The 24,597-nt window shown below is 71.0% G+C and carries 17 protein-coding genes; 11 read left to right on the top strand and 6 right to left on the bottom strand.

The window, feature by feature from the left end:
* Positions 1-124: 124 nt before the first annotated feature.
* From MFF54_RS10185 to MFF54_RS10175, 3 genes are all read left to right on the top strand, one after another.
* Positions 125-961 (top strand): class I SAM-dependent methyltransferase, encoded by an 837-nt coding sequence (locus MFF54_RS10185; protein ID WP_238302496.1) that lies wholly within the window; start codon positions 125-127, stop codon positions 959-961.
* A gap of 133 nt (positions 962-1,094) precedes the next feature.
* Complete coding sequence (gene purH / locus MFF54_RS10180; RefSeq protein WP_238302495.1) at positions 1,095-2,693, top strand: bifunctional phosphoribosylaminoimidazolecarboxamide formyltransferase/IMP cyclohydrolase; 1,599 nt, start codon at positions 1,095-1,097, stop codon at positions 2,691-2,693.
* Positions 2,694-3,007: 314 nt separating this feature from the next.
* Positions 3,008-3,826, top strand: coding sequence for a prephenate dehydrogenase/arogenate dehydrogenase family protein (locus MFF54_RS10175; protein ID WP_238302494.1), 819 nt, complete (start codon positions 3,008-3,010; stop codon positions 3,824-3,826).
* A gap of 91 nt (positions 3,827-3,917) precedes the next feature.
* Here MFF54_RS10175 and MFF54_RS10170 read toward each other — a convergent pair whose 3' ends face one another.
* The 5 genes from MFF54_RS10170 to MFF54_RS10150 all read right to left on the bottom strand — a co-directional run bounded on the left by MFF54_RS10170 (position 3,918) and on the right by MFF54_RS10150 (position 11,951).
* Positions 3,918-5,654 carry an MFS transporter gene (locus MFF54_RS10170; RefSeq protein WP_238302493.1) on the bottom strand — a complete coding sequence of 579 codons (1,737 nt, stop codon included), beginning with the start codon at positions 5,652-5,654 and terminating at the stop codon, positions 3,918-3,920.
* A gap of 272 nt (positions 5,655-5,926) precedes the next feature.
* Positions 5,927-7,606 (bottom strand): cation acetate symporter, encoded by a 1,680-nt coding sequence (locus MFF54_RS10165; protein WP_238302492.1) that lies wholly within the window; start codon positions 7,604-7,606, stop codon positions 5,927-5,929.
* Positions 7,603-7,980, bottom strand: a complete 378-nt coding sequence (locus MFF54_RS10160) for a DUF485 domain-containing protein (RefSeq protein ID WP_238302491.1) — start codon at positions 7,978-7,980, stop codon at positions 7,603-7,605. Before MFF54_RS10160 ends, MFF54_RS10165 begins: the two co-directional genes overlap by 4 nt.
* A gap of 587 nt (positions 7,981-8,567) precedes the next feature.
* Positions 8,568-10,517: an acetate--CoA ligase gene (acs, locus tag MFF54_RS10155; protein ID WP_238302490.1), complete on the bottom strand. Its 1,950-nt coding sequence runs from the start codon at positions 10,515-10,517 to the stop codon at positions 8,568-8,570.
* A 372-nt stretch (positions 10,518-10,889) separates the two neighbouring features.
* Complete coding sequence (locus MFF54_RS10150) at positions 10,890-11,951, bottom strand: P1 family peptidase (protein ID WP_238302489.1); 1,062 nt, start codon at positions 11,949-11,951, stop codon at positions 10,890-10,892.
* A gap of 234 nt (positions 11,952-12,185) precedes the next feature.
* Here MFF54_RS10150 and MFF54_RS10145 point away from each other — a divergent pair, with 234 nt between their 5' ends.
* From MFF54_RS10145 to MFF54_RS10110, 8 genes are all read left to right on the top strand, one after another.
* On the top strand, positions 12,186-12,791 hold the full coding sequence (locus MFF54_RS10145) for a PAS domain-containing protein (RefSeq protein WP_238302488.1): 606 nt from the start codon (positions 12,186-12,188) through the stop codon (positions 12,789-12,791).
* 134 nt (positions 12,792-12,925) lie between these two features.
* Positions 12,926-14,815, top strand: coding sequence for an extracellular solute-binding protein (locus MFF54_RS10140; protein ID WP_238302487.1), 1,890 nt, complete (start codon positions 12,926-12,928; stop codon positions 14,813-14,815).
* On the top strand, positions 14,815-16,704 hold the full coding sequence (locus MFF54_RS10135; protein ID WP_238302486.1) for an extracellular solute-binding protein: 1,890 nt from the start codon (positions 14,815-14,817) through the stop codon (positions 16,702-16,704). The genes MFF54_RS10140 and MFF54_RS10135 overlap by 1 nt, the downstream gene beginning before the upstream one ends.
* A 9-nt stretch (positions 16,705-16,713) precedes the next feature.
* On the top strand, positions 16,714-17,814 hold the full coding sequence (locus MFF54_RS10130) for a microcin C ABC transporter permease YejB (protein ID WP_238302485.1): 1,101 nt from the start codon (positions 16,714-16,716) through the stop codon (positions 17,812-17,814).
* Positions 17,815-17,895: 81 nt separating this feature from the next.
* Positions 17,896-18,393 carry a GNAT family N-acetyltransferase gene (locus MFF54_RS10125; protein ID WP_238302484.1) on the top strand — a complete coding sequence of 166 codons (498 nt, stop codon included), beginning with the start codon at positions 17,896-17,898 and terminating at the stop codon, positions 18,391-18,393.
* Positions 18,394-18,515: 122 nt separating this feature from the next.
* A complete protein-coding gene (locus MFF54_RS10120; protein ID WP_370880132.1) occupies positions 18,516-19,394 on the top strand; it encodes an alpha/beta fold hydrolase in 879 nt (292 codons plus the stop codon).
* Between the two features lie 215 nt (positions 19,395-19,609).
* Positions 19,610-20,902: a serine hydrolase domain-containing protein gene (locus tag MFF54_RS10115; protein WP_238302483.1), complete on the top strand. Its 1,293-nt coding sequence runs from the start codon at positions 19,610-19,612 to the stop codon at positions 20,900-20,902.
* A gap of 567 nt (positions 20,903-21,469) precedes the next feature.
* Positions 21,470-22,444: a tripartite tricarboxylate transporter substrate-binding protein gene (locus MFF54_RS10110; RefSeq protein WP_238302482.1), complete on the top strand. Its 975-nt coding sequence runs from the start codon at positions 21,470-21,472 to the stop codon at positions 22,442-22,444.
* A gap of 31 nt (positions 22,445-22,475) precedes the next feature.
* On the opposite strand, the gene MFF54_RS10105 is transcribed toward MFF54_RS10110, so the two are convergent.
* The gene (locus MFF54_RS10105) at positions 22,476-24,563 is read right to left on the bottom strand and encodes a hypothetical protein (RefSeq protein WP_238302481.1); all 2,088 of its coding nucleotides are present in this window, start codon (positions 24,561-24,563) and stop codon (positions 22,476-22,478) included.
* Positions 24,564-24,597 lie beyond the last annotated feature (34 nt).

Raw genomic sequence — 24,597 nt, 5'->3', positions numbered from 1 at the left:
CGGCGGCGCCGGGGCGGGGCTGATCCCGAGCCCGCAAAGCTCCGTTAGGCTTGCCGCGCGTAAATCGTTGTGGGCGCGCACCCATGGCCGCATCGTGGGGCACCTGCCCTGCGGAGCCCCGCCCGTGCCCTCAATCTCGACCCGGCTGATCCCGCCCGCGATGCTGGACGTGATCAAGCGCTCGCCCACCCTCTACGGCGTCGGCCGCAAGGCCCGCTTCGCGCTGGGCTCGCGCCTCGGCGCCCGGCCCGTCGCCGGCATCGGGCGCGCCCACTACAACGACTTCATGCTGACCTCGACCGCGCCCGACAAAGTCGCGAGCTACATGGCCGGCGCCGCGCAGTTCGTCGACATCCTGGAGGCGGCGGTCCGGGAGGTCGGGCGCGACTGGGACTCGATCGGCCGTGCGCTCGAGATCGGCTGCGGCTACGGCCGCATCGTGCGCCAGCTCTCCCGCCGCCTGCCGGGCGAGCGCATCGCCGTCTGCGACATGATCGAGGAGGGCGCCCGCTTCACCGCCGCCGAGTTCGGCGCCACGCAGGTGCCGGTGATGGAGCGGGCCGAGCCGAAGCCCGAGGCCGCCTACGACCTCGTCTACCTGCTCTCGGTCTACACGCACCTGCCGCGCGACGTCGTCGCCCGCAACCTCGCGGACGTGGCGCGGGCGCTGAAGTCCGGCGGCATCGCGGTCTTCACCATCCACGGCCAGGCCTCGGCCGAGCAGGCCGAGCGCTACGAGCAGTTCTGGCTCGACAAGCCGGCCGTCCTCGCCGCCATGGCGCGCGCGGGCTACTACTACGCCCGCTACCCCTACTACACGGCCGATTACGGCCTGACTTGGTTCAGCCGCGCCGCCGTCGAGGCGCTCGTCGCCGAGGCGGCGCCCGATCTGGAGCCCGTCTCCTACCGGCCGGCGCAGCTCGACGGGCATCAGGACGTGTTCGTCTACCGCAAGCGCTGAGGCGCGCCGCCCGGCCCCCCGGCGGAACGCAGGTCTGGATCGTCGCGAGGCTCCCTGGCCGGCCCGGCCCGTTCCGTGCTACCGGCCGGGCCAAATCGCCACCGACGACCAAGACTTAGCCGAAGATTCCGCCATGTCGCATGATCAGGTGCGGGTTGCCCGCGCGCTCCTCTCCGTCTCGGACAAGACCGGGCTCGTCGACTTCGCCCGCGCGCTCCACGCGCGCGGCATCGAGCTGGTCTCGACCGGCGGCACGCACCGCGCCCTCAGCGAGGCGGGGCTGCCGGTGAAGGAGGTCGCCGACCTCACGGGCTATCCGGAGATGATGGACGGCCGGGTCAAGACCCTGCACCCGGCGGTGCACGGGGGCCTCCTCGCCATCCGCGACAACCCCGAGCATCAGGCGGCGCTCGCCGCCCACGGCATCGGCGCGATCGACCTGCTCGTGGTCAACCTCTACCCGTTCGAGGCCACGATCGCGGCGGACAAGCCCTACGACGACTGTGTCGAGAACATCGATATCGGTGGCCCGGCCATGATCCGCGCGGCGGCCAAGAACCACGGCGACGTCGCGGTGGTCACGGACGTCTCGGACTACGCCGCCGTGCTGGCCGCCCTGGAGGCGGGCGCCGGCTCGCTCTCCACGGCGCTCCGTCGCAGCCTCGCCCAGAAGGCCTACGCGCGCACCGCCGCCTACGACGCGGCCATCGCCAACTGGCTGAGCCGGCACGTCGAGGCGGAGGGCCCGGCCCCCTTCCGCGCGGTCGGCGGCAGCCTCGGCCAGAGTCTGCGCTACGGCGAGAACCCGCACCAGACGGCCGCCTTCTACCGGGCGCCCGGCACGCCGCGGGCGGGCGTCGCCACCGCGCGCCAGCTCCAGGGCAAGGAACTCTCCTTCAACAACTTCAACGACACCGACGCGGCCTACGAGTGCGTCGCCGAGTTCGACCCGGCCCGCACCGCGGCGGTCGCGATCATCAAGCACGCCAACCCGTGCGGCGTGGCCGAGGGCGCGGACCTGCTCCAGGCCTACGAGCGGGCGCTGAGCTGCGATCCGACCTCCGCCTTCGGCGGCATCGTGGCGCTGAACCGCCCGCTCGACGCCGAGGCCGCGCGCAAGATCGTCGAGATCTTCACCGAGGTGATCATCGCGCCGGACGCCACCGAGGAGGCCCGCGCGATCGTCGGCGCCAAGAAGAACCTGCGGCTGCTGCTCGCGGGCGCCCTGCCCGACCCGCGCGAGACCGGCGAGACCGTCCGCACGCTCTCGGGCGGCCTGCTGATCCAGGGCCGCGACAGCGCCGTCGTCGACGACATGCCGCTGAAGGTCGTGACCAAGCGCCAGCCGAGCGAGGCCGAGTACGCCGACATGCGCTTCGCCTACCGGGTGGCCAAGCACGTGAAGTCGAACGCGATCGTCTACGCCCGGGACGGCGCCACGGTCGGCATCGGCGCCGGGCAGATGTCGCGGGTCGATTCCTCCCGCATCGCCGCCTGGAAGGCGCAGGAGGGCGCCGACCGCCTCGGCCTGCCCGAGAGCCTCGCCAAGGGCGCGGTGGTCGCCTCCGACGCCTTCTTCCCCTTCGCGGACGGCCTCATGGCCGCCGCCGAGGCCGGCGCCACGGCGGTGATCCAGCCCGGCGGCTCCATGCGCGACGCCGAGGTGATCGCCGCGGCCGACGCGGCCGGGCTCGCGATGGTGTTCACGGGCTTCCGGCACTTCCGGCACTGAGCCGACCCCGACCCTGCCCCACGGAGGGGGAGGCAGGGCGCGGTGGGTGTCCGCACGCCGCGTGTGGATCCGCGAGCCCCGCGTGCGGGGGAGAGGACACGCGCCTCGGTGCATCGGGCCCGCCTTCGGGTGGCTTGACGCTCCGCCCCGCCCAGGCCTACACGCCCCGCACCATGACCAGCACCCGCCTCGCCGGACTCTATACCGCGCCGCTTCCCTAGCGGCCGTGCTTGTCATGCCCAGCCGCCCGCGTCGCCGGCGGCTGGTATCCTTCCCGTGGACCGTCGGCTTCGCCTCACACCCGAGGTTCCGCCGTGTCGTTCCCGCCCAAGACCCCTGCCCGCTTCGCTCCTGCCCGTACCGTCGGCCTGATCGGCTTCGGCGCCTTCGGCCGCCTGATCGCCCACCATCTCGCGCCGCACGCCCGCCTGCGCGCCTACGACCCGGTCGTGGCCGCGGACGCCTTCGGGCCCGACGCGGAGGGCGTCGATCTCGCCACGGCGGCGGCCTGCCCCTTCGTGATCCTGGCGACGCCCGTCCCTACCTTGCGGACGGTGGCGCGCGCGATCGCCCCGCACCTGCGCCCCGGCGCGCTCGTCGCCGATGTCGGCTCGGTGAAGGTGGTGCCCGCGGCGATCCTGCGCGCGGAACTGCCCGCACAGGTGGACATCCTGGCGACGCACCCGCTCTTCGGCCCGCAGAGCGCCCGCGACGGCATCGCGGGGCTGACGGTCGCGGTCTGCCCGGTCCGGGGCCGGCGCTCCTTGCGGGCGGCGGCCTTCCTGCGCCGCGTGCTCGGCCTCGCGGTCGTCGTCACCACGCCCGAGGCGCACGACCGCGAGATGGCGGCCGTGCAGGGGCTGACCCACCTGATCGCCAAGGTGCTGGTGCGGATGGAGCCCCTGCCCGGTCGCGCGGGCGGGCGCCGCATGACCACCCGCAGTTTCGAGCGGATCATGGAGGCGGTCGACATGGTCCGGCACGACGCGCCGGAGGTCTTCTCCGCGATCGAGCGGCAGAACCCGTTCGCCCCGGAGGTGCGGCGCCGCTTCTTCGCGCTCGCCGCCGAGCTGGAGGCGGAACTCGACGCGGCCGACGCGCCGGGGGCGCCGCGTCTCGCCCTCGTGCGGTGAGCGGGACCCCGAAACGCGAACGGGGCGGACCGTCCGGCCCGCCCCGCGCGTCTCCGAGATGTCCGGCGCGTCGCCGCGCCGGACGGGTTCGTCAGGCCAGGATGTCCCGGTCCTTGGTCTCGGGGATGAAGATCAGGCCCACCACGAAGGTGAAGAGCGCGATCACGATCGGGTACCAGAGGCCGTAGTAGATGTCGCCGGTCTGGGCCACCATCGCGAAGGCGGTGGCGGGCAGCAGGCCGCCGAACCAGCCGTTGCCGATATGGTAGGGCAGCGACATCGAGGTGTAGCGGATCCGGGTCGGGAACAGCTCCACCAGGGCCGCCGCGATCGGGCCGTAGACCATCGTCACGTAGATGACGAGGATCGTCAGGATGCCGATCACCGCGAGCTTCTGGCCCGTGAAGATGTCGATCGGGTTCGCCGCCTTGATCACGCTCGGGTTCGCCGCCGCCGAGGGGTAGCCCGCCTCGGTCAGCGCCGCCGGCACCGCCTTGGCGAAGTTCGGGTCGGCGACGGGGAAGTCCTTCCCGTTGATGCTCACCACGGTGGGCGTACCCGCCGGCTGGTTCTCCGTCTTGTAGCTCACCGCTGAGCGGGCGAGCAGCGCCTTGGCGATGTCGCACTGCTTCGTGAACTTGGCCGTGCCGACCGGATTGAACTGGAACGAGCACTCATCCGTGTTCGTCTTCACCACCACCGGCACGTTCGCCTGGGCCGCGTGCAGCGCCGGGTTGGCGTTGGCCGTCAGCATGTTGAACAGCGGGAAGTAGGTGAGCGCCGCGATCAGGCAGCCGCCGAGGATGATCGGCTTGCGGCCGATCCGGTCCGACAGGCTGCCGAAGAACAGGAAGCCCGCGGTGCCGAGGATGAGCGACCAGGCGATCATCACGTTGGCGGTGAACTGGTCGACCTTCAGGATGCTCTGCAGGAAGAACAGCGCGTAGAACTGGCCGGTGTACCAGACCACGGCCTGACCGGCGGTGAGGCCGAGCAGCGCGAGGAGCGCCCACTTGGCGTTCTTCCACTGGCCGAAGGCCTCGGAGAGCGGCGCCTTGGAGTGCGTGCCCTCCTCCTTCATCTTCTGGAAGGCCGGGCTCTCCTGCATCTGGAGACGGATCCAGACCGAGATCGCGAGCAGCGCCACCGAGACGAGGAAGGGAATGCGCCAGCCCCATTCCTGGAAGGCGGTCAGCGTGGTCGTGGTGCCGTCCGGGTTCGTCACCGTGGTGCCCGGATAGGCGCTGTTCACGTACCCTTGCGTCGACAGGATGATGATCAGCGAGAGCAGCAGTCCCAGCGTCGCCGTCGTCTGGATGAAGGCGGTGTAGAAGCCGCGGCGTCCGGGGGGCGCGTGCTCGGCCACGTAGACCGCCGCGCCGCCGTACTCACCGCCGAGCGCGAGACCCTGGAGCATCCGCAGCACCAAGAGCGTCACCGGCGCGACCCAGCCGATGCCGTAGGCGTTCAGCGTGGTGTAGGAGGGCAGCAGGCCGACCGCGAAGGTCGAGATGCCCATGATCAGGATGGTGACGAGGAAGGTGTACTTGCGGCCGACCATGTCGCCGAGCCGGCCGAACACCAGGGCGCCGAAGGGACGCACCAGGAAGCCCGCCGCGAAGGCGAGCAGCGCGAAGATGTTGCGGGTCGCCTCAGGATAGGCCGAGAAGAACTGCGCGCCGATGATCGCGGCGAGCGAGCCGTAGAGATAGAAGTCGTACCATTCGAAGACGGTGCCAAGCGAGGAGGCCATGATGACCTTCTTCTCGCCGGCGGTCATCGGCCTGACCGCCTCTCCGGCCCGCGGTACTGCGGTTGCCACAGCCATTGTTGTCGATCCTCCAGCATCGTCCGTGCGCGGGTGTCCGGTTCGCCGGCTTCGCCCCGCTATCATGCGCTCAGCGCATGCGCACGATCGTGTTATCGCATGCCTCGGAACCGCCCAATAGGTAAATCGCCGCGAATGGTGCGCAGTCGACAGAATTTACGCGGCTGTAATGGTTCTGCCCGTGCACGCACGGGAAAGGGCGCGGCCTCCCGACCGCGCCCTCTGTGCCGTCCCTAAGCCCAGGACCTGCGAGCAGGCGCCGCGCGCTCCCTTCAGTGCGCGTGCGCGCCGGCCGCCCCGATGCCGGTCTCCGAGCGCACATACTGCGCCTCGAAGGCGGCCCGCTCCCGATCGGCCCGCCGCGAGCGGTCAATCGAGGAGACCACCCAGATCGTCGCGAAGGCGAGCGGCATCGAGAACAGGGCCGGGTTGTCGTAGGGGAAGAGCGGGGCCGGGTTGCCCAGCGTCGCCACCCAGACGGCCTTCGACAGAACCACCATGACGACGGCCGCGACGAGCCCGACGAGACCGCCCGCGAGCGCGCCCCAGGTGGTGGTGCCCCGCCACAGGATCGACATGGCGAGCACGGGGAAGTTGCACGAGGCCGCGACCGAGAAGGCGAGGCCGACCATGAAGGCGACGTTCTGGTTCTCGAAAACGTAGCCGAGCGCGATCGCCACGATGCCGATCACGACGGCGGCGATCTTCGACAGGTTGACCTCGTGCGCCTCGGTGGTGCGCCCGCGGGCGATCACCTGGGCGTAGAGGTCGTGGCTGACGGCGCTCGCGCCCGCGAGCGTCAGGCCCGCCACGACGGCCAGGATCGTCGCGAAGGCGACCGCCGAGATGAAGCCGAGGAAATACGGGCCGCCGACCGCGTTGGCGAGGTTCACCGCCACCATGTTGGTGCCGCCGATCATGTCCTTCAGCTTGTCGAAGGCGCCCGCCGGCCCGAGCTTGAAGTAGCTCGGATCGGACATCAGCAGCGCGATGCCGCCGAAGCCGATGATGAAGGTGAGGATGTAGAAGTAGCCGATCAGGCCGGTGGCGTAGAACACCGACTTGCGGGCGGCCTGGGCGTCCGACACGGTGAAGAAGCGCATCAGGATGTGCGGCAGGCCGGCTGTGCCGAACATCAGGCCGACGCCGAGCGAGATCGCCTCGACGGGGTTCGCCACCAGCCCGCCGGGCGCCATGATGGCCTCGCCCTTCGGATGGACCTCGACGGACTTCGCGAAGAGCGCCTCGGGGTTGAAGCCGTAGCGGTAGAGCACCGCGCCCGCCATGAAGGTCGCGCCGCCGAGGAGCAGGCAGGCCTTGATCACCTGCACCCAGGTGGTGGCCTTCATGCCCCCGAAGGCGACGTAGACGATCATCAGGACGCCGACGATGATGACCGCGTAGAGGTAGGGCAGGCCGAACAGGAGCTGGATCAGCTTCCCCGCGCCGACCATTTGGGCGATCAGGTAGAAGGCCACCACGACGAGCGTGCCGGTCGCCGAGATGATGCGGATCGCGGTCTGGTCGAGGCGGAAGCTCGCCACGTCCGCGAAGGTGAACTTGCCGAGGTTGCGCAGGCGCTCGGCGATCAGGAACAGCACGATCGGCCAGCCGACGAGGAAGCCCGTCGAGTAGATCAGCCCGTCGAAGCCCGAGGTGTAGACGAGGCCCGAGATGCCGAGGAACGAGGCCGCCGACATGTAGTCGCCCGCGATCGCCAGCGCGTTGGTGCGGGCCGAGATGCCGCCGCCCGCGGCGTAGAAGTCGGCGGCCGACTTCGAGCCCTTCGCCGCCCGGTAGGTGATGCCGAGGGTGAACAGCACGAAGAACAGGAACATCAGGATGGCGGGCCAGTTCGTGGCCTGCTGCTGCACGGCGCCCATGTCGGGGCCGGCGGCGAGCGCCGGGCCGGCGCCGAGGGCCGCGGTGAGGAGGAGCGCGGCGCGGATCATTGGCCGAGGCTCCGCTTCAGCGCGTCGCTCAGCGCGTCGTAGCGGGTGTTGGCGCGGGCGACGTAGAGGCCCGTGAGCACGAAGGCGAAGACGATCACGAACACGCCGAGCACGAGGCCGAGCGTGCTGGTCGAGCCGACCTTCACGGCGAGCAGCGACTTGTCGAAGGCGATCAGCCCGATGAAGCCGAAATAGACCACCAGCATCGCGGCGGTGAGCGCCCAGCCGAAGCGGGTCCGCTCGTGGACGAGCTGCTGGAACTGCGGGCTATGGGCGATGCGGTCGACCGCCGAGCCGGGCTCCGCATGGGCCGGGCGGGGGGCAGCGGGCGCGGATCGGGTCTCGGCGCTGCCGAGGCCGGTTGCGGTACTCATGGGGCGTTCCTCCGATGAGAGCGCGCGGGGCGGCTCTCCGGTCGTCGTGCTTCGGACGTTCGTTTATCTTTGCCGTCCCGCACCGATCTTCCGCCGGGCTGGGGGATATCGCCGAGATGGGCCGTGCAGGCCGAGCCCGTGCGAGCCCTCCTCATGCCGTAGCGCGCGATGGATTGATAGTCACGTCGGCGCGAGGATACTTGAGGGACGAGGAATTGTGTCCAGACGGTCCCGGAGATTGCTCGCCGCCGCGGTGGATCTGCTTGCTCCGCGGACGGACGACGTCGCGCACGATACTTAGGCCGAACCGGCAAACCAGACGCCGAGGGGCCTAGTAGGCCCCTCTCCCGCGGGGTTGCCGTGGTTACATCTCGTCCTGGCCAGCCTGCGTCCGGCCCCCGCTCCGTCATTCCGGGGCGCCGCAGGCGAGCCCGGAATCCATGTACACCACAGAGCCCTGTCCGGATGCCCGGTGTCCCTGGATCCCGGGCTCCGCTTCGCGGTCCCGGGATGACGGCGTGGGTGGGGCGGGCCGTTGTTCGAAGCGCCGGCCCACAGAAGAGCGTGGGCCGGTGCGGTCAGCGGGCTCAGCCCGCCCGGTTCTGCCGGTTCTCGATCAGGTCGTCCACGACCGCCGGATCGGCCAGCGTCGAGGTGTCGCCGAGCGTCGAGAAGTCGTCCTCGGCGATCTTGCGCAGGATGCGGCGCATGATCTTGCCCGAGCGGGTCTTGGGCAGGCCCGGCGCGAACTGGATCAGGTCGGGCGAGGCGATCGGCCCGATATCCTTGCGCACCCAGGCGACGAGCTCCTTGCGGAGCGCGTCGTCGCCCTCCTCGCCTTCGTTGAGGGTGACGTAGGCGTAGATGCCCTGGCCCTTCACGTTGTGCGGGAAGCCGACGACCGCGGCCTCCGCCACCTTGGCGTGGGCCACGAGCGAGGATTCCACCTCGGCCGTGCCCATGCGGTGGCCCGAGACATTGATCACGTCGTCCACGCGGCCCGTGATCCAGTAGTAGCCGTCCGCATCGCGGCGCGCGCCGTCGCCCGTGAAGTAGAGGTTCGGGTAGGTCGAGAAGTAGGTCTGCTCGAAGCGCTCGTGGTCGCCGTAGACCGTGCGCATCTGCCCGGGCCAGGAATCCTTGATGCAGAGGTTGCCCTCGCAGGGGCCGTCGATCTGCTTGCCCTCCGCATCGACCATCACCGGCTGCACGCCGAAGAAGGGGCGCGTCGCCGAGCCGGGCTTCAGCGCGGTGGCGCCGGGCAGCGGCGTGATCAGGATGCCGCCGGTCTCGGTCTGCCACCACGTGTCGACGATGGGGCAGCGGGAATCGCCGACCACCCGGTAGTACCAGTCCCAGGCCTCCGGGTTGATCGGCTCGCCGACCGAGCCGAGCACCCGCAGCGAGGCCCGCGAGGTCTTCTTCACCGGGCCCTCGCCCGCGCCCATCAGCGAGCGGATCGCGGTCGGCGCCGTGTAGAAGATGTTGACCTTGTGCTTGTCGATCACCTCCCAGAAGCGGGCGTTGGACGGGTAGGTCGGGATGCCCTCGAACATCAGCGTGGTCGCGCCGTTCGCGAGCGGGCCGTAGACGATGTAGCTGTGGCCGGTGACCCAGCCGACGTCGGCCGTGCACCAGTAGACGTCGCCCTCGCGGTAATCGAAGACGTACTGATGCGTCATCGAGGCGTAGACGAGGTAGCCGCCCGTGGTGTGCACCACGCCCTTCGGCTGGCCCGTCGAGCCCGAGGTGTAGAGGATGAAGAGCGGGTGCTCGGCCTCGAAAGCCTCGGCCGGGCAGGCGTCGGTCACCTGCTCGGCGGCCTCATGGTAGTAGACGTCGCGCCCCGGCTCCATCGCCACGCTGCCGCCCGTGCGGCGCACCACGATGACGTGGTCGACGGCGTCCTTCGGCAGGCGGCCGATGGCGGCGTCGACATTGGCCTTGAGCGGCACCTTGCGGCCGCCGCGCAGGCCCTCGTCGGCGGTGATCACCACCTTGGCGTCGCAGCCCTGGATGCGGGCGGCGAGCGAGTCCGGCGAGAAGCCGCCGAAGACGATCGAGTGGATCGCGCCGAGCCGGGCGCAGGCCAGCATCGCGTAGGCGGCCTCCGGGATCATCGGCAGGTAGATCGTCACCCGATCGCCCTTGCCGACGCCGCGGTTGCGCAGGACGTTGGCCATCCGACAGACCTGCGCGTGCAGCTCGCGGTAGGTGATGTGTTTCGACTCGTTCGGGTCGTCGCCCTCCCAGATGATCGCGGTCTGATCGCCGCGGGTCTCGAGGTGACGATCGATGCAGTTGTAGGCGACGTTGGTCTTGCCGTCCTCGAACCACTTGATCGACACGTTGCCCGGGGCGAAGCTGGTATTCTTCACCGTCGAGAACGGTGTCATCCAGTCGATGCGCCGGCCGTGCTCGCCCCAGAACGCCTCCGGATCGGACACGGAGGCGCGGTACATCTCCTGGTACTTGGCATCGTCCACGTGCGCGCCCTGGCGCCAAGCATCCTGAACGGCGACGACCTTCTCGCTCATCACGCTTCTTCCCTGATTGGTGCCCGATCGTTCGCGGGCGATCCCGCGCAGCCGGACTTGTCCCAGATGTCATGCCCTGCCCGTGCAGGGGCCGCAAGCGTCCCGGCGAAGGGGTCGCCGGAGTCGTCACAGGTGATCCCGGGCTATTGTCCGCCCCTCCGCCCTGTCAATCGGCGGAAAGTCGAGGTCTCGGGGCTCCAGCGGCGGCTCTGCATGTGTCATTCGCGCCCGGATCGTTCGTTCGAGCCGCAAACGCACGCTGGTGTGACCGGGATTCCGCCCGGCTGTTGCCGACGATCAGATCCGGCCGCCGTAAAGGCCGGTCCTGACAACGTTTCGCTTTTGTCGCGACACGCCGCGCCGTGCGGCTGCTCAGCCGCCGAAGCGGTCGCGCCAGGCGGGGGGCAGGCCCTCCGGGGCGAGCGGCGGGGCGGGCGCATGCCCGGGCAGGTTCGCGGCGGCGTGGACGCCGAGCGCGACCGCGCGGGCGAGAACCTGCGCGGCCGCGTCGCCGAGGCGCGCGAGGTCGACCACCGGGTCGGCCAGCGGGACCGCGCCCGTGGCCGCGGCGAAGACGACGTCGCCGTCCAGCGGCGTGTGCACCGGCTGGATCGCCCGGGCGAGCCCGTCCTGCGCCGTCACCGCGAGACGGCGCGCCTGCGCCTTTGTCAGTCGCGCGTCGGTTGCCACGACGGCCAGCGTCGTGGCCCCGCCCGGAAGGGCGCGGGCCGGGAAGGCGAGCGCGTCCGCGGGCATCTGGGCGGGCCAGCCGAGGCCGCCGAACTCGGCCTCCCGCTCGTAGGGGGCGGCCCAGAAGTGCGGGCCGTCGCCGATCGTGACGCGCCCGAAGGCGTTCACCGCCGCGAGCGCGCCCACCTGAAACCCGGTTCCGGCGACCGCCGCCGAGGCCGAGCCGACCCCGCCCTTGAGGTTGCCGGTGCGCGCGCCGGTGCCCGCCCCCACGGAGCCGAGGGCGAAGTCGTGGGCGGCCGCCTGCGCCGCCGCGTAGCCGAGGTCGCGATAGGGCGCGAAGCGGCCCCAGTTCTTGTCGCCGCCGTTGAGGAGGTCGAACAGGATCGCGGCCGGCACGATCGGCACGCGCACGCCGCCGGCAGGGCCGCCGGTGCCGCCGGCAGGGCCGCCGGTGCCGCCCACGGGAAAGCCGCGGCCCTGCTCGGCGAGCCACGCGACCGCGCCCGCCGCCGCGTCGAGGCCGAAGACCGAGCCACCGGAGAGCACCAGCGCGTCGATGCCCTCCACCGTCCGTTCCGGGTCGAGCAGGTCGGTCTCCCGGGTGCCCGGCCCACCGCCGCGCACGTCGACCGCCGCCGTGACAGGCCCGTCGAACAGGAGCACGGTCACGCCGGTCGCGGCGCGCAGGTCGCTCGCGTGGCCAACCCGGATCCCGGGGATGTCGGTGATGCGGCTCGTCATGCATTCCAGCATCGCACGGACGGCGACGAAAGCGAGTGCGGGGATGATCCTGTCATGCCTTGGGCCAGGCTGGGCACAGAGCTTGGTCCCTCGGCGGCAAGGCCCGGGCGGAGCGGAACTGATGAGGCCCGAGACGGTGCGGTTACGCAGGCCTGTTTTGCGGTAGAGCGACTTGCCGCGGTGTGGCGTATGCGGGAACAATAGGCTGGTCGTCCGACGTATACCGGATGGTGAATGGGAGTGAGTCGTGTGCGTGTGACGGCGAGTGAGGGACGGGCGGGCGCGTTCCCGGATCTGCGCCGGGTGCTCGATGCCTCCGGCATCGTCGGCACTTGGGACTGGTATGTGACGCGCCGCACGGTGCTCTACGACGAGGGCTCGGCTTCGCTGCTGGCCGGCGATCCCGGCCTCGCCGGACGTGAGCTCCAGGGTTCCGAGGCGACGGCCGGAATCCATCCGGACGACCTCGACTGGGTCATGGCCGAGATGCGGCGCGCCGTGGAGGCGGGTGGCCTGATCCTCGCCGAGTATCGGGTGCGCCGTCCGGACGGGAGCGTGCGCTGGGTGCTGAGCCGCGGGCGCGCCTATCGCGACGCCGAGGGGCGACCGCTGCGCGCGCACGGGCTTCTTATCGACATCACCGAGGGGCGCGACGAGGGGCAGCGCTACGTTACACACGCCGCCCTGTCGCCCGCTGCCGCAGCCGACCGGCTGATGGATCTCTGCATCGAGTTGCGCGCGCTCGCGGAGGCGATGCCCTCCTCGACGTTGAGCCTGCTCGTCGACCTGATGCTCCTGGAGATCGGCGGCGCCACCGCGGAGCCGGGCGCGCGTCATTGAGCGGCTTCGGGCGCGGGTTGGCGCCGAGCGCCCCGACGTCCTAAGTAGCCGCCTGTGTGGACGGCGTTGCCCGCGCCGGACCCGGGCGGGTCCGGCGCGGCGCGCCCCACGCCCGAACCGGAGACAGCCCCGACGTGATCGCACGCCTCCTCGCCGCCGCGCTCCTCCTTGCCGGGCTCAGTGCCCCGGCCGCCTCCCAGGAGCCCGCGGCCTCGGCCGCGATCGCAACGGGCGAGAACACCGGCGCCTGGGTCCACGCCGTCACCCTGATGGGGAGCCCGAAATACGGGGCCGGCTTCACGCATTTCGACTACGCCGACCCGAAGGCGCCGAAGGGCGGCCTCGTGCGCCTGGGCAGCCAGGGCGGCTTCGACAGCTTCAACCTCGTGGTCTCGGGCCTGAAGGGCGACGTCGAGGGCGGCATCGCGCAGATCTACGACACGCTGACCACGGAATCGCTCGACGAGCCTTTCACCTCCTACGGGCTGCTCGCGGAGGCGATCCGGGTGGCGCCCGATCTCGGCTCGGTCTCCTACCGGCTGCGGGAGGGAGCCCGCTGGCACGACGGCAAGCCGGTGACGCCCGAGGACGTGATCTGGTCCTTCGAGGCGTTCAAGGCGAACAGTCCGCTCTACGCCGCCTACTACCAGAACGTCGCCAAGGCCGAGGCGACGGGCTCGCGCGAGGTCACCTTCACCTTCTCGGAGACGGGCAACCGCGAATTGCCCCAGATCGTCGGGCAGTTGCGGGTGCTCCCGAAGCACTGGTGGACGGGCAAGGACGCGCAGGGGCGCGCCCGCAACGTCGCCGAGACGACGCTGGAGCCGCCGCTCGGCTCCGGCCCCTACCGCCTCGCCCGCTTCGAGGCCGGCCGCACCGCGACCTACGAGCGCGTCGAGGATTACTGGGGCAAGGATCTGCCGGTGAATGCCGGGCGCAACAATTTCGGCACGATCCGCTTCGAGTATTTTCGTGATGCCTCGGTGCTCGTGGAGGCGCTGAAGGGCGACCTCTACGACTTCCGCGTGGAGAACATCGCCCGCAACTGGGCCACCGCCTACGACGATTTCCCGGCCGTGAAGGAGGGCCGCCTCGTCAAGGAGGAGTTCCCGGACCGCGGCACCGGCATCATGCAGGCCTTCGTCTTCAACCTGCGCAAGGACAGGTTCAAGGACGAGCGCGTGCGCCGCGCCCTCAACCTCGCGATGAACTTCGAGGAGATGAACCGGGCGCTGTTCTACGGCCTCTACCGGCGCATCGATTCCTACTTCTTCGGCTCGGAACTCGCCTCCTCCGGCCTGCCCGAGGGCGAGGAGCGGCTGATCCTCGAGGGTCTGAAGGACAAGGTCCCGGCGCGGGTCTTCACCGAGCCCTACAGGAATCCCGTCAGCGACACGCCGGAGGCGGTGCGGACGAACCTGCGCGAGGCGGTGCGCCTCCTGCGCGAGGCCGGCTATGAATTGCGCGACGGCCGCATGGTCAACAAGCAGACGGGCGAGCCGCTCGCCTTCGAGATCCTGTTCGCGCAGGGCGTCTTCGAGCGGGTGGTGCTGCCCTACGCCGCCTCCCTCAAGCAGATCGGCATCACGGCGACGCCCCGGATCATCGACCAGGGCCAGTACCAGAACCGGGTGCGCGCCTTCGACTTCGACGCGATCATCCATTCCTGGGGCGAGTCGCTCTCGCCCGGCAACGAGCAGCGCGACCATTGGGGCTCGGCCGCCGCCGACCGGCAGGGATCGAGCAACGTCGCGGGTATCAAGGACCCAGGCATCGACGCCCTCATCGAGCGGGTGATCTTCGCCAAGGATCGGCCCGGCCTCGTCGCCGCGACCCGGGCGCTCGACCGGGTGCTGCTCGCCCACAACTACGTGGTGCCGCAATGGGCCGCCGGCGTGAGCCGCACCCTGCGCTGGAACCGCTTCGCGCACCCCGCCACGCTCCCGGCCTATGGCGGCTCCGGCTTTCCGACCACGTGGTGGTACGACGAGGCCCTGGCCGCCAAGACGGGGGCGCCGCGCTGATGGCGCCGACCCGCCGCCTCGTTCTCGGCGCCGGCGCTCTGGCGCTTCTGCCGCGGGGCGTCCGCGCCGAAGGGACATCCGGCGTCCCGGCCGTGCCCCCGGCGGCGGGCGATGAGACGCCCGAGCGGCACGGCGAGCGGCACGGAATGTCGAGCTTCGGCGAGCTGAGATACCCGGCCGACTTCGCCCGGTTCGCCTACGTGAATCCGGAGGCGCCGCGGGGCGGGCGCTTCGCCTCGCTGCTCTCCCAGACCTTCGGCAACCAGGCCTTCGGCACCTTCAACACGCTCAACCCCTACGTGCTGCGCGGCGACGGGGCGGCGGGGATCAACCTGACCTTCGACAGCCTGATGGTGCGGGCCCTCGACGAGCCGGACGCCGTCTACGGCCTCGTGGCCCGCTCGGTCGCGGTGAGCGCGGACGGGCTGACCTACACCTTCCGGCTGCGCCCGCAGGCGCGCTTCCACGACGGCACGCGGCTCACCGCCCACGACGCCGCCTTCTCGCTCACCACCCTGCGCGACCACGGCCACCCGGCGATCTCCCAGGAGATCCGGGACATGAGCGAGGCCGCGGCCGAGGACGATGGGGTGCTGGTGGTGCGGTTCAATCCGGGCCGGGCCCGCGACCTGCCGCTCACCGTGGCGCAGCTGCCGATCTTCTCGCGGGCGTGGTGGGGGACCCGAGACTTCGAGGCCTCGACGATGGAGCCGATCCTGGGCTCGGGCCCCTACCGGGTGGCGCGCGTCGATGCCGGCCGCGCGATCGGCCTGGAACGGGTCGCGGATTACTGGGCGGCCGACCTGCCGGTGTCGGTCGGCCAGCACAACTTCGACGAGATCCGGTTCGAGTATTTCCGCGATCGCAACGTCGCCATGGAGGCCTTCAAGGGCCGCGCCTACACCTTCCGGGAGGAGTTCGTCGCCAGGCTCTGGGCCAACGCCTACGACTTCCCGGCGGTGGCGGAGGGCCGCGTGCGCCGCTTCACCGTGCCGGACCGCCGGCCGTCCGGCACGCAGGGCTGGTGGCTGAACACCCGCCGGCCGCAGTTCCGGGACCCGAAGATCCGCGAGGCGGTGAACCTCTGCCTCGACTTCCCCTGGATGAACAAGAACCTGATGTTCGGTGCCTACACGCGCACCGTCTCGTTCTTCGAGAATTCCGACCTGAAGGCGGAGGGACCGCCCGCCCCCGACGAGATGGCGCTGCTGGAGCCCCTGCGCGACCGGCTGCCGGCGGAGGTCTTCGGCGAGCCCTGGAGCCCGCCGGTCGCGGACGGCTCGGGGCAGGACCGGGTGCTGCTGCGCCGCGCCGACGCGCTGCTGCGCGAGGCCGGCTGCACCCGCGCCAACGGCGGCCTGCTCCTGCCGGACGGCAAGCCGTTCACGATCGAGTTCCTCGACTTCGACCCGAGCCTCGAGCCCCACACCCAGGCCTTCATCCGCAATCTCGGCCTCGTCGGCATCCGCGCCGCGATCCGCAACGTCGACCCGTCGCAGTATCAAGCGCGGGTCAACGACTTCGACTTCGACGTCGTCTCGCGCCGCTTCTCCTCCGGCCCGACGCCCGGACCGGAGTTGCGCCAGATGTACGGCGCGCGCGCCGCGGGCGTGAAGGGCTCGAACAACCTCGCCGGCATCAGCGACCCCGCGGTCGATGCCCTGCTCGACAAGGTCGCGGGCGCGACCTCGCGCGAGGCGCTCCGCCACGCGGCCCGCGCCCTCGACCGGGTGCTGCGGGCGGGCCGCTACTGGGTGCCGATGTGGTATTCGGGCGTCCACCGCCTCGCGGTCTGGGAGGGTTTCGGCCGGCCCGAGACGGGGCCGGACTACGACCTCGGCGCTCCCGCGACCTGGTGGTCCGAGCCCGGCCGCGGCACCAATCGGTAAGGGATTCTGATGCTCGGCTACATCCTGCGCCGCGTCGCCCTGATGGTGCCGACCGTGCTCGGCATCCTGCTCATCACCTTCGTGATCGTGCAGTTCGCCCCCGGCGGCCCCGTCGAGCGGGTGATCGCCCAGCTCCAGGGGCAGGGCGACGCCAACATGTCGCGCATCACCGGCGGAGCGAGCGATCTCGGCGGGGCGGGGCGCGCGGGCGGCGCGGAGAACACCTCCAAGTACCGCGGCGCCCAAGGATTGAGCCCCGACTTCATCGCCAAGCTCGAGAAGCAGTACGGATTCGACAAGCCGGCCTACGAGCGCTTCCTGAAGATGATCTGGGACTACGCCCGGTTCGATTTCGGGCGCAGCTACTTCCGGGACGTCACCGTGATCGAGCTGATCCGCGAGCGGCTGCCGGTCTCGATCTCGCTGGGCCTGTGGATGACGCTCCTGTCCTACGCGATCTCGATCCCGCTCGGCATCGCCAAGGCGGTGCGCGACGGCACCCGCTTCGACCGCTGGACCTCCTTCGTGGTCATCATCGGCTACGCGGTGCCGGGCTTCATGTTCGGGCTGATGCTGATCATCCTGTTCGCGGGCGGCTCGTTCTTCCAGCTCTTCCCGCTGCGCGGCCTCGTCAGCGAGGGCTGGGAGACGTTCTCGCCCTGGCACAAGGTCACGGACTACGCCTGGCACATGGCCCTGCCGCTGACCGCGCTGGTGATCGGCGCCTTCGCGACCGCGACGCTTCTGACCAAGAACTCCTTCCTCGACGAGATCCGCAAGCAGTACGTGCTGACCGCCCGGATGAAGGGCCTCTCCGAGCGACGGGTGCTCTACGGCCACGTCTTCCGCAACGCGATGCTCATCGTGATCGCGGGCTTTCCCGGCGCCTTCATCTCGGCCTTCTTCACGGGCTCGCTCCTGATCGAGACGATCTTCAGCCTGGACGGGCTCGGCGAGCTCTCCTTCCGGTCGATCACGGGGCGCGACTACCCGGTGGTGTTCGCCACCCTCTACATCTTCTCGCTCCTGGGGCTGGCGGTGAACCTCCTGTCGGACCTGATCTACGTCTGGATCGACCCGCGCATCGACTTCTCCGCCCGCGCGACCTGATCGTTCGCGCGCCGATCCCCGATTTGCCCCGCGCGCGCGGCACTGCTACCGCCCCGGCTTGCCCCGGAGTCCGTGCCCAGCGTGTCCGCCCTCTCCCTCGTCATCCGGCCCGAGCACCCCGACGACGACGGCGCGATCCAGCGCCTGCACGCCCGCGCCTTCGGGCCGGGCCGCTACGCCCGCACCGCCTACCGGCTGCGCGAGGGCGTGACGCACCGGGCCGATCTCAGCGTCACGGCGTCCGTCGGCGGCTTCCTGGCGGGTTCGATGCGGATGAACGCCGTGCGGGCGGAGGGGCCGGCCTTCCTGGCGCTCGGGCCCCTCGCGGTCGATCCGAGCTTCGAGGGCCGCGGCGTCGGCTCCAGCCTGATGCGGGCCGGCCTGGAGGCGGCGAAGACGGCCGGCGAGGGGCTGGTGATCCTGGTCGGCGACGCACCCTTCTACGCCCGCTTCGGCTTCGCGCCCGTGCCGCCCGGCCGCCTCCTCCTGCCGGGGCCGGTCGATCCGGCACGCTTCCTCTGGCTCGAACTGGCCGAGGGCTTTTCCGCGCGCGTCTCCGGCACCGTGCTGGCGGCCTGACGGCCGCGTTCTGGCGGCCTGACAGCACCGTGTTGGAGGCCTGACAGCGCCGTGTTGAAGGCCTGACGGGAACGCGATCCGCCCCCACGCCTTGACCGCCCGGAAATCCCGGGAGGATCGGCATGGTGCGTCACGAGACCGTCGCGGTGAACGGCGTTGCGCTACACGTCGCGCGGCAGGGCTTCGGCCCGCCCCTCGTCCTGCTGCACGGCTGGCCCGAGTTCTGGCTGACCTGGGAGCCGGTGATGGCCCGGCTCGCCGACCGCTTCGACTGCATCGCGCCCGACCTGCGCGGCTTCGGCCTGAGCGCGGAGGCGGGCACGGGCCCGAGCGACCGCGCCGGGCCGGAGGTCCACGCCGACGACGTGCTGGCGCTCCTCGACGCTCTCGGCATCGCGCGGGCCGGCATCGTCGGGCACGATGTCGGGGCCTACGTGGCGCAGGCGCTGGGTCGGCGGGCGCCGGAGCGCTGCGCCGGCCTGTTCTTCTTCGATTGCCCCTATCCGGGCATCGGCCCGCGGCTCGGCGCGCCCGACAACCTCATCGAGATCTGGTACCAGTCCTTCCACCTCAAGCCCTTCGCGGCCGCGATGGTCGCCTCCTCGCGGGAGGCCTGCCGCCTGTATATCGGCCATTTCCTGCGGCACTGGTCCGGCCCGAACCCGGGGGCCTTCGACGACGTGCTGGAGGCGTTCGTCGACAATTTCCTGCGCCCCGGCGCCATGCAGGGCGGCTTCAACTGGTACCTGAGCCAGCAGGCGGGCCGCCTCGCCATGCTCAAGGGCGAGGCCCCGGCGCTTCCGCCGATCACCGTGCCGGCCTGCATCCGCTGGCCGGAGGCCGACCCGCTCTTCCCCTACGCCTGGACCGACCGGCTGCCGGATGTCTTCGCCGATCTCGACCTCGCGCCGATGCCGGGTTGCGGACACTTCCCGCACCGGGAGAAGCCGGACGCCGCGGCGCAGGAGATCGCCCGGTTCTTCGGGCGGGTGATGGGGTAGGGTTCTGCTTCGGCGCCCCGGAGTGGCGGTGGTGAAGACGCGTCGAGCCGATGAAACGAATTCCTGATGAATGGTCTGGGTGCCGTTGCGCCACCGCTTGGCAGCGCGCCACGGTGCGGGCAACCTGATCCGTGGGGCTGCCCGCCGAACTCCGGTCCTGCTGCCGGCCCCGTTTGAGGCATCGCGCGAAGACGGTGCCCGTCAGGGAGCGGAACATGCGTGAGACAGTGATGCGCGGGCTCGCGGCCGGCCTCGTCGGCCTCGGCCTCGCGACCGGTTTGGCCGGGCCGGCCGCCGCGTTCCAGCCACCGGCGGCCGTCGAGGCCGCGCAGGCCGGCTTCGACGCCGCGCGGCTCGAGGCGATCGCCGCGTTCGTGCAGCGGGACGTGGCGGCGGGGAAGATCCCCGGCATGGTGCTGCTCGTGATGCGGGACGGCCGCCCCGTGCTGACCCGTGCCTTCGGCGAGCAGACGCCCGGCGCGCCGATGCGCCTCGACAGCATCCACCGCATCGCCTCGACCACGAAGCTCTTCGTGACGACCGCCGCCATGCGCCTCTACGAGCAGGGCCGCTTCAAGCTCTCGGATCCGGTCGCGACCTACCTGCCGGAACTCAAGGCGCTGACGGTCTATGCGGGCGCCGAGAGCGCCACCGAAGGTGAGGTTCCGCCGCCGGTGGCGCCCCAGCGCGCGCCGACGATCCATGATCTGATGCGCCACACCGCGGGCTTCACCTACTGGTGGATCGGCCCGGCCAATGCCGTGCGCCGCAACCAGCGCGCGCAGAACCTCGAAGGGCTCTACGACCTCACCGGCGAGGAGATGCTGGGCAAGCTCGCGCAGCAGCCCCTGCTCTACCAGCCGGGCTCGACCTTCGAGTACTCCATCGCCACCGACGTGCTCGGCCACCTGCTGGAGCGGATCGAGGGCAAGCCGCTCGACCGGATCCTGGCCGAGCAGGTGCTGGAGCCACTCGGGCTGCAGGACACCGTCTGGCAGGTGGACGACACGCGCGCCGCGCGCCTCGCCGAGCCCTCCCAGCAGATCCGCGAGACCGATCCGCTCGCGTGGGTCTACACCTGGCTCGACCTGCGCAAGGCGCCGAAGCGCTTCTCGGGCGGTGCAGGCCTCGCCTCGACGGCGGGCGATGTCGGGCGGCTCCTGCAGATGCTCGCCAACGGCGGCGCGATCGACGGGGTGCGGCTCCTCGCACCCCAGACCGTGCGCCTGATGCTGCACAGCGACCACCTCAACGGGATCAAAGGGCCGCGCAACAACGTCGACCCGGGCTACGGCTGGAGCCTCGTGAACCCGGTCCGCCTCGGCTCCGGGCCGCACGCCACGCCGGGTGCGGTCGGCGACGTCTACTGGGGCGGCATCACCGGCCCGCGCTACATGATCGACCCGGCCGAGCGCCTCGTGGTGGTGGCGCTGTTCCAGGCGCCGAGCCTGCGCGGCCACTACTACGCGATCCTGCGGCAGATGGTGTACGGCGCCATGACGAAGTGAGGGGCCGGGGATGCCTTGAGCGGCATCCCCCTTCCACCGGAAGCATCGCCCACGGGCTCGGAGCCCCTGCCGTGCCGAGGCCCGCATCTCCGGACGTGCTGGCGATGCCCGTGCCCGCCGCCATCCGCTGGCTGGGGACCGATCCGCCCTCCGGCGTGCAACGGCACGGCGCGGCACCCGGGCATCCCGCGCCTGATCCCGCCTCGTGTTCCCCGTCGGGTGTGGATGCGTGCGCCCACGCGGCCGGGCGCGCTGCGGACCCTGGGAACACCTTGAAGAATACCCTGGAGACGGAGCAGCCCGGCGATGGAAATCCGTCGCCGGCGGTTGATCGTGCGGCCCGACATCAGGTCTACACGCCTATCAAAGGTCTCTCCCCTCTCGGCGCCGGGTAATCTCGAATGTCCGCCCTCTTCGCTTCGCACGGAGCGACAAAAATCGTCTCCCGAATTCAGTATCGCCGCCTGCAAGCTTGACATCGTCAGGCCGTTCCAGTCCCTTGTGCGTAACCTTCCATGGAAGAAGGGATGCATCGCTCACGGTGCACGACGAGGAGGAAGCGATACGATGAGACGGACGATGTTGGCGCTGGTTGCCGCCCTCGGCACCCTGCTGCCCGCGGCAGCGCAGACGGGCTATCCCACGCGGACGATCACGCTCGTCGTCCCGTTCTCGGCGGGTGGAACGACGGACATCATCGCGCGCATGATGGCCGACCATATGAGCCGGACGCTCGGGCAGTCGCTCGTGGTCGAGAACGTGACGGGAGCCGGCGGCACCACGGGCGCCGCCCGTGTCGCGAAGGCGGATCCCGACGGGTATACCCTGCTGATGGGCAACCTCGGCACGCAAGCCGCCAGCGTCGGCCTCTATCCGCGGCTGTCCTACGACCCGCGCACCGACTTCGCGCCGATCATGAACTCCGCCTCGACGCCGATGCTCGTCGTCGCCAAGAAGGACCTGCCGGTGCAGGACTTCCGCGAGTTCGTCGCCTACGTGAAGGCGAATGCGGCGAAGCTGAACTACGGCTCCGGCGGGCACGGCTCGACCTCGCACCTGACCTGCCTGTTCCTGGACACGCTGATCGGGGCGAGCCCGCAGCACGTCCCGTTCCGCGGCTCGGGGCCGGCCCTCAACGCGCTGCTCGGAGGCCAGATCGACTACGTCTGCGACCAGACGGTCGCCATCGTACCGACCGTGCAGGCCAAGGAGGCCAAGGCCTTGGTCGTCGCCGTGAAGAAGCGTCTTCCCGTCATCCCCGACGTGCCGACCTCGGGGGAGCAGGGCCTGCCGGAGTTCCAGGCGACGGGATGGAACGCGCTGTTCGCACCCAAGAACACGCCCAAGGCGATGATCGACACGCTGAACGCCGCGGCACGCGCCGCGCTCAAGGACCCGACGACCCGCAAGCGGTTCCTCGAACTGGGCGCCGAGTTGCCCGAGGAGGCGGAGCAGACCCCGGAGGCGCTTGGAAACCTCGTCCGCACCGAGATCGACAAGTGGGTTCCGATCATCCGCAAGGCCGGGGTGACCGTGAAATAGGCCGGCCTGCCGCGAGGCCGGCGGCGAAGGGTCAGGGCGAGGCCCGGCCCCGCCGCCCCTCGACCAGCCACATCGCCAGCACCGCGGCGGCGAGGCCGACGAGTGCCCAGAGGCCCAGCGCCAGCGGGTAGACCTCGACGCCGCGGATGATGGCGCTGTCGCTCGGGCGGAAGCCGATCCAGTCGGCGCCCGCGAGGCGCCCGCCGCGCACGCTCTGGAGCCGCGGCACGCTGATCCCGCCCGCTTCCGCCACCCGGCGGATCGAGCCGGACGCGCCCTCCGCGACGGGGCGCAGGCGCTCGGTGTCGCTGAACACGTCGGTGAGTTCGCGCGGGTTGGCGGGGCCGACGCTGACGAAGGCCACGAGGTTGCCCGAGCGCAGGGTGTGGAGCCCGAGTTCCTGCGCCTCGAAGGTGGCGCTGAACAGGCCCGCCTCGGCCGGGCTCAGCGTGAGCGTCCGCTCGCGGCCGGTCGGCCCCGTGACGGTGACCGGCTCGGCCGCGTCCGCCATGGTCTGGCGCTCAACGCGGACCTCGCGGCCGTGGCCGGTCATCTGGGCGCGCAGCGCTTCCTCCTCCAGCGCCGGCTCCTTCATCAGCCAGTGGGCGAGGCGGCGCAGCAGGTCGAGATAGGGGCCGCCCTCCTGGTAGCCGCGGGCCCAGAGCCAAGCATGGTCGGAGAGGAGCAGCGCCACCCGGCCCTTGTCCTCGCGGTTGAGCGCCAGCAGCGGCAGGTTGTCGGCACCCGACAGGATCGGCTGCACCCCGGCCCGGGTCTGGGATGCGACGATGCGCAGCCAGTCGCCCCAGGCGGGCGGGCCGTCCGCCTGCGCACCCGGCAGCAGGCGGGTGACGGGGTGGCGCTGGCCCACCTGCGTCGGCGTCGCCTTGTAGGGCCGCTCGACCACGCGCCCGTTCGGGTCGCCCGGCAGGATGCCGGCGAGCCGCGTCCGCGCGAGGCTCGCCGGCCCGGCGAATTCGGGCCCGGCCGCGATCAGCAGCGCCCCGCCCTCGCGCACGTAGCGGACGATGTTGTCGAAATAGGCCTGCGGCAGCACGCTCTGGTTGGCGTAGCGGTCGAAGATGATCAGGTCGAAGTCCTTGATCTTCTGGACGAACAGCTCGCGCGTCGGGAAGGCGATCAGCGACAGTTCCGAGATCGGCGTGCCGTCCTGCTTCTCCGGCGGGCGCAGGATGGTGAAGTGGACGAGATCGACGTTGGCGTCGGATTTCAGCAGGTTGCGCCAGGTGCGCTCGCCCTGGTGCGGCTCGCCGGAGACGAGGAGCACCCGCAGCTTCTCGCGGATGCCTTCGATCGGCAGCACCGCCCGGTTGTTGACGGTGGTCAGCTCGCCCGGCAGCGGCTCGACCTCGATCTCGACCACGTTCGGGCCGCCGTGCTCGATCCGGGTGGTCAGCGCGAAGGGCCGGTCGGTCGCGACCGAGCGGCGGTCGATCTCCTCGCCGTCGCGGCGCACGGTGACGACCGCCGAGCCGGTGCCGCCGCGCTCCATCACCTCGGCGCGGATCGTCAGGTCCTTGCCGACGATGCCGAAGCGCGGAGCTTCCAGCAGCTTGATCTGCCGGTCGCGCTCGTCGGCGTGGCCGGTGACGAGGACGTGGAGCGGCGCCTTCAGGCCGAGCGCGGCCATCGAGGCGGGGATGTCGTGCACCACGCCATCGGTGAGCATGACGATGCCCGCCAGCCGCTCCGGCGGCACGTCGGCCAGCGCCTGGCCCAGCGCCGCGAACAGTTTGGTGCCGTCGTCGCCGTCGCGCGCGTCCGGCACGTCGATGAAGCGGGGCTCGATGTTGGTGAGCGCGCCGAAGCGCCGCTGCAGCTCGGCCCGGACCTGATCGGTCATCTGCGGCCGGTCGCCGAGGCTCTGCGAGCCGGATCGGTCGACGATCACCGCGGCGACGTCCTTCACGGGCTCGCGGTCCTCGCGGACGAGGGCGGGGTTGGCCAGCGCGGCGAGCACCAGGGCGAGCACCAGCACGCGCAGCAGCCCGACCCGCCCGCGGCTGGCGACCGCGAGCAGGCCCAGGAGCGCGACGACGATGCCGAGGCCCGCGAGCACCGGCCAGGGGAGGAGCGGGGTGAAGCTGAGGCTCAGCATGAGACGCGCACCTTCCCTCCCCCCTCTGCGGGGG

Origin of the sequence: Methylobacterium gregans, from assembly GCF_022179245.1 — a bacterium.
Taxonomy (GTDB): Bacteria; Pseudomonadota; Alphaproteobacteria; order Rhizobiales; family Beijerinckiaceae; genus Methylobacterium; species Methylobacterium gregans.
The sequence above is the reverse complement of the archived record's forward strand: the minus strand, read 5'-3'. Positions and strand labels throughout refer to the sequence as shown.

What these genes read in the sequence shown, in the direction of transcription:
- MFF54_RS10120 (WP_370880132.1), top strand. Translation starts at nt 18,516, where the DNA reads ATGGTGCGTCACGAGACCGTCGCGGTGAACGGCGTTGCGCTACACGTC.
- MFF54_RS10150 (WP_238302489.1), bottom strand. Translation starts at nt 11,951, where the DNA reads ATGACGAGCCGCATCACCGACATCCCCGGGATCCGGGTTGGCCACGCG.
- MFF54_RS10105 (WP_238302481.1), bottom strand. Translation starts at nt 24,563, where the DNA reads ATGCTGAGCCTCAGCTTCACCCCGCTCCTCCCCTGGCCGGTGCTCGCG.
- MFF54_RS10145 (WP_238302488.1), top strand. Translation starts at nt 12,186, where the DNA reads ATGGGAGTGAGTCGTGTGCGTGTGACGGCGAGTGAGGGACGGGCGGGC.
- MFF54_RS10165 (WP_238302492.1), bottom strand. Translation starts at nt 7,606, where the DNA reads ATGATCCGCGCCGCGCTCCTCCTCACCGCGGCCCTCGGCGCCGGCCCG.
- purH (WP_238302495.1), top strand. Translation starts at nt 1,095, where the DNA reads ATGTCGCATGATCAGGTGCGGGTTGCCCGCGCGCTCCTCTCCGTCTCG.
- acs (WP_238302490.1), bottom strand. Translation starts at nt 10,517, where the DNA reads ATGAGCGAGAAGGTCGTCGCCGTTCAGGATGCTTGGCGCCAGGGCGCG.
- MFF54_RS10110 (WP_238302482.1), top strand. Translation starts at nt 21,470, where the DNA reads ATGAGACGGACGATGTTGGCGCTGGTTGCCGCCCTCGGCACCCTGCTG.
- MFF54_RS10135 (WP_238302486.1), top strand. Translation starts at nt 14,815, where the DNA reads ATGGCGCCGACCCGCCGCCTCGTTCTCGGCGCCGGCGCTCTGGCGCTT.
- MFF54_RS10130 (WP_238302485.1), top strand. Translation starts at nt 16,714, where the DNA reads ATGCTCGGCTACATCCTGCGCCGCGTCGCCCTGATGGTGCCGACCGTG.
- MFF54_RS10170 (WP_238302493.1), bottom strand. Translation starts at nt 5,654, where the DNA reads ATGGCTGTGGCAACCGCAGTACCGCGGGCCGGAGAGGCGGTCAGGCCG.
- MFF54_RS10115 (WP_238302483.1), top strand. Translation starts at nt 19,610, where the DNA reads ATGCGTGAGACAGTGATGCGCGGGCTCGCGGCCGGCCTCGTCGGCCTC.
- MFF54_RS10160 (WP_238302491.1), bottom strand. Translation starts at nt 7,980, where the DNA reads ATGAGTACCGCAACCGGCCTCGGCAGCGCCGAGACCCGATCCGCGCCC.